Here is a 10,723-nt window from a genome sequence, read left to right as displayed (position 1 = left end):
CTCGAACTGGCTCCAAAGATGAAAGAGGTCGCTGACTTGATGGCTGGTCAGACACGTCTCTTTGAAGCCCGCAGCGAAAATCTGCAGCAACAGCGTGACCAACTTGCAAAGCAACGTGATCAGTTGGGCGAGCAAGTGCGTGGCATCATGGCCCAAACAGACGCACTTGAGCTACAAATCTCTCTGGTTGGTGAAGAATTGGAAGCACAGCGCAATTTGCTGGCGCGCGGCCTTGCACAGGCTTCCCGCGTCCTTGCTTTGCGTCGTGAAGAAGCACGCCTACTTGGTCAAATTGGTGAGTTACGAGCAAGCAAGGCGCAGGCAGAAAGTAAGACAACCGAACTGGATATCGAAAGTCTAAAGCTAACCAGTTCACTCCGAGAAGACGCCATAACGCAGTTGCGCAACTTACGCGTGCAAGAATTGGAGCTGCTCGAGAGGCGCAACTCACTTGCCGAACGCCTGTCCCGACTTTCCATCAAGGCTCCGACAGCTGGTATTGTTTACGGCCTAGCCGTCAACACACCACGGTCCGTCATTCGGGCGGCAGAGCCTGTTCTCTATATCGTTCCACAAGATCGCCCCTTGGTAATTGCGGCTCAAGTTCCAACCATACATATTGACAAAATTTTCACAGGACAGAGTGTCAATTTGAGATTTTCCTCACTTGACCAACGGCGCACCCCTGAACTCTTTGGTATCGTTGCAAGTATCTCAGCCGACAGCTTTACCAACGAAGCGCTTGGAAACACCTATTATCGAGCTGAGATTGCGCTAAACCAGGGTGAGCTCGCCAAGCTACCAGACGGAACAGTCCTTATCCCGGGCATGCCTGCTGAAGCGTTCATTCTGACATCAGAGCGCAGCCCGATGGACTATCTTGTCAAGCCGCTCTGGGACTATTTCGAGCAAGCCTTCCGCGAGTAAGAGCCGCATTTAGGCGTATCAGTCTGCCGCAAATCGGGCTAGCCTCGCGCCGACTCGCCAAGAAGGAGACCCGCGATGAGCAGCAAGCTTGAAACCCGCCTAACGGACATGGGCATCACCCTGCCCGATGCCCCCGCCCCTGCGGCAAACTACGTGCCTTTTGTCATAACGGGAAACACCGTCTACGTTTCTGGGCAGATCTCCAATGGCCCTGACGGCCTGATCCTTGGCAAACTCGGCGAGAATATGACAACAGAAGAGGGAGCCAGCGCCGCACGCACCTGTGCGCTGAGCCTGCTCGCACAACTCAAGGCCGCCTGCGACGGCGATCTGGATCGCCTCGTGCGCGTCGTAAAGCTTGTCGGCTTTGTAAACTCGACGTCAGACTACACAGATCAACCCAAAGTCATCAATGGCGCTTCTGACTTTATGGTTGAAGCCTTGGGTGACCTTGGCCGCCATGCACGCTCGGCTGTGTCCGCAGCCTCGTTGCCTCTTGGTGTTGCGGTTGAAATCGAGGGTATTTTCGAGATCAAATAATGGAAAAACGCCCCCTGCCAAAAAGCTTCTTAGCAGCCCCGATAGCACATCGCGGGCTGCATGACGTGGGTGCTGGTGTCCCCGAAAACAGCCTCGCATCCTTTGGTGCAGCGATTGAACGTGGCTATGGCATCGAGCTTGACTTGCAGTGCTCACAAGATGGTGTCGCAATGGTTTTTCACGACTATGATCTTGCGCGCCTTACATCCGAGACAGGCCCACTTGCCATGCGCACCGCTGCAGAACTAGGGCAAATCGCACTGACAGGCGGCGAAGAAGGAATCCCTACACTCGCCGAAACACTGGCCCTAGTTGCAGGGCGCGTACCGCTGCTTATCGAGATCAAAGATCAAGATGGCGCCCTGGGCCCCAATGTTGGCACGCTTGAAGCAGCAACAGTGCAAGCCCTGCAAGGCTACCACGGCGATGTGGCCCTCATGTCGTTCAACCCGCATTCCGTAGCCGCCTTGGCTCAACTCGCTCCACACCTGCCACGGGGGCTAACCACCTGTAATTACCTGCCCGAAGATTGGCCAACAATTCCTAAGGCGCGGCTTGCCGAGCTGGTTCCAATTCCCGATTTCACCCGCACAGGCGCAAGCTTTATCAGCCATCAGGCAAGCGATCTTGGCAGCACCTCGGTGCTGACCCTCAAGGCAGAAGCTACGCCTGTGTTGTGCTGGACAATACGCTCTGAGGTCGAAGAGAAAGCCGCACGCAGAGTTGCAGATAACGTCACGTTCGAAGGCTATTTGCCTGCTTGAAAGCGCGCGCTTGCGCCGCAATATGAAAGAGATGATGGACAGCGACGCCCAGATCGAAATCAGGCTAACCCCGACGCTGCGCGACATCCCGTCAGGCGACTGGGATGCCTGCGCGCGCGCTTTGGGCACCCGCCCGCTTGACCCGTTTACAACCCACCGTTTCCTGCTCGCCTTGGAAGAAAGCGGTTCTATCGGACCAGGCACAGGCTGGCAGGCGCTCTACCTGACCGCGCATCAAGGAGGTCAGATCATCGGCTGTGCGCCAATGTATGGCAAATCACACTCTCAGGGCGAATATATCTTCGATTTCAATTGGGCAGATGCCTTCACACGCGCAGGCGGACAGTATTACCCCAAATTTCAAATCGCCGTGCCCTTCACACCTGCCACGGGCCGCCGCTTTCTCACGCGCGAAGGCTTCGAAGCCCGCGCCATGCCTGCGCTTGTACAGGGCGCAGTGCAATTGGCCAGCGAGCAAGGTGTCAGCTCTTTACATGTCACCTTTTGTACCGAGGCCGAGGCCATCGCTGGCAAAGAGATGGGGCTACTGCCACGCACCACGCAACAGTTTCACTGGGAAAACCACAGCTTTGAAAAATTTGATGATTTTCTCGCCTCACTCACCTCTCGCAAACGCAAAAACATTCGCAAAGAACGCGCCGAAGCGCAGGGTTTTGGGGGCCAGATCCGCCGCCTCACCGGAAACGAGATAGAGCCACATCATTGGGACGCGTTCTGGCAGTTCTACCAAGATACCGGGCGGCGCAAATGGGGCACGCCCTACCTCACCCGATCGTTTTTTGAACGCATACACGAGACAATGCGCGATGATATGATCCTCGTCTTGGCCGAGCGTGACGGCCGCCCCATCGCTGGCGCACTGAACTTTATCGGCGAGCAAGCGCTTTTTGGCCGCTATTGGGGCTGCGTTGAAGATCACCGCTGCCTGCATTTCGAGCTGTGCTACTATCAGGCAATCGAAGCCGCGATAGGCCTTGGCCTTCCCCGCGTAGAAGCGGGCGCACAAGGCGAGCACAAGCTTGCACGTGGATATCTCCCGCAAGCCTGCCATTCGCTGCATTGGCTGGCAGACGAAGGGTTTTCAAGCGCCGTAGAACAATATCTCAAGGCCGAACGCCGTGCGATTGGTGAAGAAATCGAAATTCTCACAGGCTACGGCCCGTTTAGAAACGCCACTCAGGAGGAACAAGATTGATCGAAGTTCTCAGCGAAACCGCCCGCGAACAACTGCTTGAGCCTCTATATAAAAACGGCTGGGCACATGACGGCTCGCGTGACGCCATCACCAAAGAGTTCAAATTCAAAGATTTTGCCGAAGCCTTCGGATGGATGACACAAGCAGCGCTCTGGTCGGAAAAATGGGATCATCACCCCGAGTGGAGCAATGTGTACAACCGCGTCACCGTCACCCTCACAACACATGATGCGGGCGGCCTCAGCTCACTGGATGCCAAGCTCGCCCGCAAGTTTGATAGTCTCTAAAGCGGCGGCTTAAAGCGCTGCGAGCATGGCTTCGCCACCAGAGATTTCGCATGTTCCAGGGTTTTCCTCAGCGTGTAGCACCTTCACCACACCATCTTCAGCCAGCAAAGCATAGCGCTTTGAGCGGCTTACGAAACCGACAGGTGGTGCATCAAAGTCCATCCCAATCGCTTTTGTAAATGCACCTGACGAATCCGCGAGCATCGTAATACCCTCACCCGCAGCCCCAGTGGCCTCACCCCAGGCATTCATAACCCATGGATCATTGACCGACAGACATATGATCTCATCCACACCCTTGGCCATAAGTGCGTCTTTCTGGCGGACAAAGCTTGGCACATGCGCGCTGTGACATGTCGGCGTAAATGCTCCCGGAACGGCAAAGATAACAACTTTGCGGCCCTTGAGCTTTTCGCTCAGCTCAACCGGCGCAGGGCCATCAGCGCCCAGTGTCATAACAGCCATCTCTGGCAGTGTCTCTCCAACTGCAATCGTCATTTTGTGCATCTCCCTGTTTGCGCTTTCTTCTGCAAAGCATATAGGGTTCTCTACGCCAAGGGCCAGCAGAAGGATCAGTCTTATGTCGCATATTATCGTTGTCGGAGCAGGTCAGGCTGGTGCCTCTCTCGTGGCCAAACTGCGCACCGAAGGCTTTGACGGGAAAATTACCCTAATTGGTGAGGAAACTGCACCACCATATCAGCGACCGCCGCTGTCCAAAGCCTACCTAATGGGCGAAATGGAGCTTTCCCGCCTCTATCTGCGCCCAGAAAGCTTTTACACTGATCAAAACATTTCCTTGCGGCTTGGCGCACATGTCGACAGCATCGATCCTGCCAACAAGACCCTCACGGTGAATGGCGAAACGCTGGCGTATGACCAACTCGCGCTGACCACGGGCTCCACGCCGCGACACCTACCCGCCGCGATCGGTGGCGCCCTTGGCGGCGTCTATGTCGTACGCGGCCTTACCGATGTTGACGCCATGGCCCCCGAGTTTGAGGCTGGGCGCCATGTTCTTATTGTAGGGGGTGGGTACATTGGCCTCGAAGCAGCTGCTGTTGCAGCCAAAAAAGGTCTCAAAGTCACCCTTGTGGAAATGGCCGACCGCATTTTACAACGCGTCGCTTCACCTGAAACATCTGATTATTTCCGCGCGCTGCACACGTCTCATGGTGTCAAAATATTGGAAGCCACAGGCCTCAAGCACCTCACAGGCGAAGGCCGTGTTACCGCTGCAGAACTGTCCGATGGCACACAGCTCGCGGTTGATTTTGTCATCATCGGTGTCGGTATCGCACCTGCCACGGCCTTGGCCGAAAGTGCAGGCCTTACCCTTGATAACGGCATCATGACAGACGCCCAAGGGCGCACTTCAGACCCGAATATCTGGGCCGCAGGCGACTGCGCCTCAGCTCCCTACCGTGGCACACGCATCCGTCTTGAAAGCGTACCAAACGCGATTGATCAGGCCGAAGTTGTCGCGCAAAACATGATGGGCAAAGACGTTAATTATATTGCCAAGCCTTGGTTCTGGTCTGACCAATACGATGTCAAACTCCAGATCGCAGGGCTGAACACGGGCTATGATCACATTGTCACCCGCAAGGGTGACAAGGAGGGCGCTGTGTCGTTTTGGTACTACAAGGGGCAAACCCTTCTTGCGGTTGATGCAGCCAACGATCCGCGTGCCTACATGATTGGCAAGCGGCTGATCGAGGCAGGCAAATCTCCCAAACCAGAGGAGATTTCAAACCCAGTTACCGACCTGAAATCGCTGATGACCGCGTGAGGATTATTGCGGGACAGCACCGCGGGCTCACACTCGCAGAGGTCGGCAAAGGCGACACGGAAGCGCATCTGCGCCCAACCTCTGACCGTGTGCGTGAGAGCCTTTTTAATATACTCTCGCACCATGGCCAGCCTCAGGGCGCGCACGTGCTGGATCTTTTTGCAGGAACTGGCGCACTCGGCCTTGAAGCTCTCTCGCGCGGCGCAACACATGTCACCTATGTAGAAAATGGTCGCGCAGGCCAAAAGCTTATTCGCGAAAACCTTGCAAAAGCCCGCCGCAGTCAGGATGCTCAGCTTCTCTTGGCTAATGCCACGAACCTACCACCCGCGGCTAAACCGTGTACTCTAGTGTTTATAGATCCGCCCTACGGAAAGTCACTCGGTGAAAAAGCCCTCTCCTCAGCCCGCGCTCAAGGCTGGCTTGCACCGGATGCGCTCATCGTCTGGGAAGAAAGCAGCGCTGTGTTTGCGCCACAAGGGTTTACCCTGGAAGACCAGCGTAAATACGGCGGCACCATGATTTCCTTGCTCAGAGTGAGCTGATCAATAAGTCGGATGAAATGTCCCAGCCGGTGACAAAGTGAATATCTCGCAGCCCGTCGCCGTCACGCCAATCGAGTGTTCAAACTGCGCGCTGAGGCTCTTGTCGCGAGTCACAGCCGTCCAGTCATCCGCTAGGACTTTGGTTTCAGGGCGCCCAAGATTGACCATGGGTTCAATGGTGAAGAACATGCCCTCTTCCAAAACAGGCCCAGTCCCCGCTCGGCCATAATGAAGGACATTCGGCGGCGCATGAAAGACCGTGCCAAGCCCATGGCCACAGAAATCCCTAACAACGCTCATGCGATGACCTTCAACAAAACTCTGGATTGCATGACCGATATCGCCAAAAGTATTACCGGGCTTCACGGCCTCAATTCCCTTGAACAAAGCTTTATGAGTCATATCGATCAAGCGCTCTGCCTTGCGCCCTAGCTTTCCAGCGACAAACATCCGCGACGTATCACCGAACCAGCCATCCACAATAACGGTCACATCGATATTCAGAATGTCGCCGTCCTTGAGTTTTTTGTCTGACGGAATGCCATGGCACACAACATGATTGATCGAAATACAACTCGCGTGCGCATATCCCTTGTAGCCTATTGTGGCCGAGGTCGCACCTGCTGCGTTGACCATCTCTTCAATGATACGGTCAATCTCGGCCGTGCTTTGGCCCACAAAAACATGCTCGCCGATACGGTCAAGAATTTGGGCTGCCAAATGTCCTGCCTTACGCATTCCAGCAAAATCTGCTTCGCTGTGAATGCGGATACCATCTCTCGTCACTGGGCCGTTATGTACTTCGCTCACGGGGCTCGCCTTATCTTACTTAACCACTTTCACCCTGTTTAATTCGGATCTCGCCCAAGGGCCACCCTATGCATGCTCCAGCGTTGGACAGGCAATATTCAGGCTTGAATTCCGCGCTAGAAACGAAGGGGAAGCGCCTTCCCAAGGCTGATGTCATGCGGATCGATCAAGCAGTCATAAGCCATCACCTCGACACCGGCAGCCATCGCCGCTTGCAAACCACTGGCATAGGCAGCATCAATGTCACCCGCCACACCAACGGCCTCAGCATCAGTGCGTTGCACCAGAAAGAAGAGTACGGCCCTGTGCCCTTTGGCTACCATTCGGGTCAACTCTTGCAAGTGTTTCAGCCCTCGTGCGGTCACAGAATCAGGAAATTCGGCCAGCCCCGCTTGCCGCATCAGCGTGACCGATTTCACCTCAAGGTAAATATCGCGAGCACCGCCTTGCAGCAAAAAATCTACGCGGCTGTTCTCGCCATATTTTACTTCAGAGCGCACATGAATATACTCAAGCTCTGGTAGAGAGCGCCCTTCCAAAGCCGCCCTCAAGGCGCGGTTGGGTACGCTGGTGTCTACTCCCGTAAAGTGCCCGCCAGCGTGCTCAACAAGACGCCAGCCGTATTTGAGCTTTTTCTTGGGATCGTCGTTGGGCTCCACCCAAATGCGGATGCCTTCATCCGCCAAGCCCATCATCGAGCCGGGGTTGGCACAATGGGCCACCGCCTCGCGCCCGTCTTCAAAGCGAATATCCGCCAGAAACCGTTTGTAACGGCGGATCAGTGTCGCAGGCTTAAGTGGGGTTTGAAAGCGCATGTGTTACGGCCTATACCCAAGATAAGTTAGCTTCAAGGAAGACCCATGCCCAATCCAACCGCCGCGATGCTTGTCATCGGTGATGAAATTCTCTCTGGCCGCACCCGCGATGCCAATATGCACCATCTCGCAGGTGAACTCACCAAGGCAGGAATAGATCTTAAAGAAGTGCGTGTTGTTTCTGACGATTCGACGGCAATCGTCGCCGCCGTCAAGGCCCTGTCAGCAGCTCATGAAACGGTCTTCACATCTGGCGGCATTGGCCCAACGCATGATGATATCACGGCCGATTGTATCGCCGAGGCCTTCGGAGCGCATATCGATGTGCGTGACGATGCTCGTGCGCTCCTTGGCGCTTTTTATGCCCAAACTGGCCGTGAGTTTAACGCCGCACGCATGCGCATGGCGCGCATTCCTGACGGGGCAACGCTGATAGACAACCCTGTCTCCGTTGCACCCGGATTCACCCTTGGCAATGTCCATGTCATGGCAGGCGTACCTTCGGTCTTTCAGGCCATGCTTGCCTCAGTTCTTCCCACGCTCACGGGCGGCGCCCCCCTGCTCAGCCAGACCTTGCGGATCAATCGTGGCGAAGGTGATATAGCAGGCCCCCTCGGTGACTTGGCCGCACGCTACCCTGAGCTGTCTATCGGCTCCTATCCGTTTCAGGACAATGGCATCTACGGCGCCAACATTGTGATGCGCAGTGCCGACGGCCCCCTCCTGGACAAAGCCATGTGTGAACTCGCCGAGATCTTTCCAAATGACCCTGCCTGATATCGCAGCAATTTATGATGTAATCGAGAGCACCTGGCCGGCTGCAGCCGTCCACAAGGCAGGCCCTTGGCAGATACGCGAGGGCGCCGGCGGTGGCCAGCGTGTCAGCGCCACCACAGCACTTGGGCCTATCACCCCGCACGACATTGCCATGGCAGAAGAAGAGATGCTGGCCCTTGGCCAACCCAAACTCTTCATGGTGCGTCAAGGCGAGGACGAACTTGACCAGATGCTCGCAGCAGCAGGGTATGCGATCCATGATCCCGTCAACGCCTATGTAGCCCCACTCTCAACATTTGAAGACAAACACCCGCCGCGCGTTTGCGCGCTGCTAGCCTGGGAGCCTTTGGCCATTATGCTTGATATCTGGGCTAAAGGCGGCATTGACAATAACCGCGTTGATGTAATGCACCGCGCTCATGGCCCAAAAACGGGCCTCGTTGGACGGCTCAACGATCACCCTGCAGCCGCTGCTTTTTGTGCCATTCACGATAGAATAGCCATGGTACATGCGCTCGAAGTTCTGCCTCACCAACGCCAGCAAAATATGGGAAAATATGCGATGTACGAGCTAGCCCACTGGGCAGCGCGCAACGGTGCAAGCCATATCTCCCTTGTCGTCACCCAAGCCAATGCTGCAGGCAATGCGCTCTATGCTTCCCTCGGCATGACATGTGTGGGACAGTATCACTACAGACTGAAAAAAGAGAGCTGATGCCATGAGCCACAAACAACCCACTGCCCTTGATCTGCCCATGGTCGATCCGCTGCCAGAAGAGACGCAGAAATATTTTGACATCTGTCAGGACAAGCTCGGCCTCGTACCAAACGTACTCCAGGCATACGCCTTTGACATCGACAAGCTCAACGCCTTCACCGCGCTTTATAATGATCTGATGCTTGCCGAAAGCGGCCTCACAAAGCTTGAACGTGAAATGATTGCCGTCGCGGTTTCCTCCATAAACAAATGCTTTTACTGCCTAACCGCCCATGGTCAGGCCGTGCGCCAACTCTCCGGAGATCCTATCCTTGGCGAAATGCTCGTAATGAACTGGCGCGCCGCCAATCTGGACACCCGGCAAACAGCAATGCTCGCTTTCGCCGAGAAAATCACAGTTGCAAGCTACACGATTGTCGAGGCCGACCGTGAAGCGCTACGCGCTGTCGGCTTTTCTGATCGTGACATATGGGACATCGCCAATGTCGCAGGCTTTTACAACATGACCAACCGCGTGGCTTCCGCCACAGATATGCGCCCCAATGACGAGTATCACGCGCAGACGCGCTAATTCCGGCATCACCGCACTGGTGCTGTCTTGCCTTGCCGCCTCGCCGATTTTGGCCGAGGCGCTTGCGCTGCCGTCAAATGCTGAACTCACATTCGATCGCACAAAAAGCGAAGGCAGCTATGCCGCGCCAGTCGCCCCCTACTCGGGCGGCCTTTTACCAGTGTTTGATGTAAACGGGCGCGTTACGAAACAGGCTTATCGCATTGCACAACAAGGCATAACCCCCCAGCAAATCCTGTCTCCGATAGAGGCGAGTCTCATCGAAGCAGGCTTTGAAGTACTCTTCAAATGTTCAGATAGATTTTGCGGCGGATTTGACTTTCGGTTTGCAACCGATGTGGTTGAAGCACCTAACATGTTTGTCGATCTGTTTGATTATACGTTTGTTACCGCGCGGCGCAGCCACAGCGAAGCACCGTCTGACTATGTCACAGCGCTCGTAAGCCGTGACAGCACATCCGGCTACCTCCAGATCGTTCAGGTAACACCTGAAGGCGCCACACCGCTCGCAACAGAGCGAAGTAACGCCATCGTCGCTCAGGTATCCCAAAATTCCCTTCAACAACAAACAGGCTCTGTCGGACCGCAGCTAGAGAAAATAGGCCATGCAGTGCTGCCTGATTTGACATTTGAAACAGGTTCATCCGACCTTGGCCAAGGCCCATTCGCCAGCTTGGAAGCACTTGCCGCCTACCTATTGCAACAGCCCAGCCGTAGGGTGGCTCTCGTAGGGCATACCGATGCAGTCGGTGCTCTTGCAGGAAATATAACGCTTTCCAAAAAGCGCGCCGCATCTGTAATGCAGAGGCTCGGCTCAGCACATGGCGTGCCCGCCGCACAAATGGAAGCCGAAGGCATGGGCTATCTTGCACCCGTCCTGAGCAATCTCACACCAGAGGGCCGTAAGGCCAATAGGCGTGTTGAAGTCGTCCTTCTCAATACTGAGTAAATCAGAAGCAAG

Annotated in this window: 14 protein-coding genes; 11 read left to right on the top strand and 3 right to left on the bottom strand. The window is 55.4% G+C overall.

The window, feature by feature from the left end:
* The 5 genes from ACTG3X_RS13330 to ACTG3X_RS13310 all read left to right on the top strand — a co-directional run.
* Positions 1-927, top strand: a 927-nt coding sequence (locus ACTG3X_RS13330) for an HlyD family type I secretion periplasmic adaptor subunit (protein ID WP_439111769.1), incomplete at its 5' end; no start/stop codon positions are given.
* Between the two features lie 75 nt (positions 928-1,002).
* Complete coding sequence (locus tag ACTG3X_RS13325; protein ID WP_439111768.1) at positions 1,003-1,467, top strand: RidA family protein; 465 nt, start codon at positions 1,003-1,005, stop codon at positions 1,465-1,467.
* On the top strand, positions 1,467-2,231 hold the full coding sequence (locus ACTG3X_RS13320; protein ID WP_439111767.1) for a glycerophosphodiester phosphodiesterase family protein: 765 nt from the start codon (positions 1,467-1,469) through the stop codon (positions 2,229-2,231). Before ACTG3X_RS13325 ends, ACTG3X_RS13320 begins: the two co-directional genes overlap by 1 nt.
* Positions 2,232-2,265: 34 nt before the next feature.
* Positions 2,266-3,447: a GNAT family N-acetyltransferase gene (locus ACTG3X_RS13315; protein ID WP_439111770.1), complete on the top strand. Its 1,182-nt coding sequence runs from the start codon at positions 2,266-2,268 to the stop codon at positions 3,445-3,447.
* On the top strand, positions 3,444-3,734 hold the full coding sequence (locus tag ACTG3X_RS13310; protein WP_439111766.1) for a 4a-hydroxytetrahydrobiopterin dehydratase: 291 nt from the start codon (positions 3,444-3,446) through the stop codon (positions 3,732-3,734). The genes ACTG3X_RS13315 and ACTG3X_RS13310 overlap by 4 nt, the downstream gene beginning before the upstream one ends.
* Positions 3,735-3,743: 9 nt before the next feature.
* Here the strand turns inward: ACTG3X_RS13310 and ACTG3X_RS13305 are convergent, their stop codons facing one another.
* A complete protein-coding gene (locus tag ACTG3X_RS13305) occupies positions 3,744-4,232 on the bottom strand; it encodes a peroxiredoxin (RefSeq protein ID WP_439111765.1) in 489 nt (162 codons plus the stop codon).
* Positions 4,233-4,314: 82 nt separating this feature from the next.
* On the opposite strand from ACTG3X_RS13305, the gene ACTG3X_RS13300 reads away from it, so the two are divergent.
* Together ACTG3X_RS13300 and rsmD are read left to right on the top strand one after the other, a co-directional pair.
* Positions 4,315-5,526, top strand: a complete 1,212-nt coding sequence (locus ACTG3X_RS13300; protein ID WP_439111764.1) for an NAD(P)/FAD-dependent oxidoreductase — start codon at positions 4,315-4,317, stop codon at positions 5,524-5,526.
* Positions 5,523-6,071, top strand: a complete 549-nt coding sequence (gene rsmD, locus ACTG3X_RS13295; protein WP_439111763.1) for a 16S rRNA (guanine(966)-N(2))-methyltransferase RsmD — start codon at positions 5,523-5,525, stop codon at positions 6,069-6,071. The genes ACTG3X_RS13300 and rsmD overlap by 4 nt, the downstream gene beginning before the upstream one ends.
* Here rsmD and map read toward each other — a convergent pair whose 3' ends face one another.
* Together map and sfsA are read right to left on the bottom strand one after the other, a co-directional pair.
* Entirely contained in the window at positions 6,072-6,881 is an 810-nt protein-coding gene (map, locus tag ACTG3X_RS13290; RefSeq protein ID WP_439111762.1) for a type I methionyl aminopeptidase, read from the bottom strand.
* Positions 6,882-6,997: 116 nt separating this feature from the next.
* The gene (gene sfsA / locus ACTG3X_RS13285; RefSeq protein ID WP_439111761.1) at positions 6,998-7,696 is read right to left on the bottom strand and encodes a DNA/RNA nuclease SfsA; all 699 of its coding nucleotides are present in this window, start codon (positions 7,694-7,696) and stop codon (positions 6,998-7,000) included.
* Positions 7,697-7,741: 45 nt separating this feature from the next.
* Here sfsA and ACTG3X_RS13280 point away from each other — a divergent pair, with 45 nt between their 5' ends.
* The 4 genes from ACTG3X_RS13280 to ACTG3X_RS13265 are packed head-to-tail and all read left to right on the top strand — an operon-like array spanning position 7,742 to position 10,711.
* On the top strand, positions 7,742-8,473 hold the full coding sequence (locus ACTG3X_RS13280; RefSeq protein WP_439111760.1) for a competence/damage-inducible protein A: 732 nt from the start codon (positions 7,742-7,744) through the stop codon (positions 8,471-8,473).
* Positions 8,460-9,188 (top strand): GNAT family N-acetyltransferase, encoded by a 729-nt coding sequence (locus ACTG3X_RS13275; protein ID WP_439111759.1) that lies wholly within the window; start codon positions 8,460-8,462, stop codon positions 9,186-9,188. Before ACTG3X_RS13280 ends, ACTG3X_RS13275 begins: the two co-directional genes overlap by 14 nt.
* A gap of 4 nt (positions 9,189-9,192) precedes the next feature.
* A complete protein-coding gene (locus tag ACTG3X_RS13270) occupies positions 9,193-9,762 on the top strand; it encodes a peroxidase-related enzyme (protein WP_439111758.1) in 570 nt (189 codons plus the stop codon).
* The gene (locus tag ACTG3X_RS13265; protein ID WP_439111757.1) at positions 9,734-10,711 is read left to right on the top strand and encodes an OmpA family protein; all 978 of its coding nucleotides are present in this window, start codon (positions 9,734-9,736) and stop codon (positions 10,709-10,711) included. Before ACTG3X_RS13270 ends, ACTG3X_RS13265 begins: the two co-directional genes overlap by 29 nt.
* Positions 10,712-10,723: the final 12 nt, after the last annotated feature.

Source organism: Lentibacter sp., from assembly GCF_965658795.1.
Classification (GTDB): domain Bacteria; phylum Pseudomonadota; class Alphaproteobacteria; order Rhodobacterales; family Rhodobacteraceae; genus Lentibacter.
This window is presented reverse-complemented; position numbering and strand designations above follow the sequence as displayed.

Bases quoted from the DNA above. Each gene is read 5' to 3' on its own strand.
- ACTG3X_RS13325 (WP_439111768.1), top strand. From the start codon at position 1,003: ATGAGCAGCAAGCTTGAAACCCGCCTAACGGACATGGGCATCACCCTG.
- ACTG3X_RS13320 (WP_439111767.1), top strand. From the start codon at position 1,467: ATGGAAAAACGCCCCCTGCCAAAAAGCTTCTTAGCAGCCCCGATAGCA.
- ACTG3X_RS13315 (WP_439111770.1), top strand. From the start codon at position 2,266: ATGGACAGCGACGCCCAGATCGAAATCAGGCTAACCCCGACGCTGCGC.
- ACTG3X_RS13305 (WP_439111765.1), bottom strand. From the start codon at position 4,232: ATGACGATTGCAGTTGGAGAGACACTGCCAGAGATGGCTGTTATGACA.
- ACTG3X_RS13300 (WP_439111764.1), top strand. From the start codon at position 4,315: ATGTCGCATATTATCGTTGTCGGAGCAGGTCAGGCTGGTGCCTCTCTC.
- sfsA (WP_439111761.1), bottom strand. From the start codon at position 7,696: ATGCGCTTTCAAACCCCACTTAAGCCTGCGACACTGATCCGCCGTTAC.
- ACTG3X_RS13280 (WP_439111760.1), top strand. From the start codon at position 7,742: ATGCCCAATCCAACCGCCGCGATGCTTGTCATCGGTGATGAAATTCTC.
- ACTG3X_RS13275 (WP_439111759.1), top strand. From the start codon at position 8,460: ATGACCCTGCCTGATATCGCAGCAATTTATGATGTAATCGAGAGCACC.
- ACTG3X_RS13270 (WP_439111758.1), top strand. From the start codon at position 9,193: ATGAGCCACAAACAACCCACTGCCCTTGATCTGCCCATGGTCGATCCG.
- ACTG3X_RS13265 (WP_439111757.1), top strand. From the start codon at position 9,734: ATGACGAGTATCACGCGCAGACGCGCTAATTCCGGCATCACCGCACTG.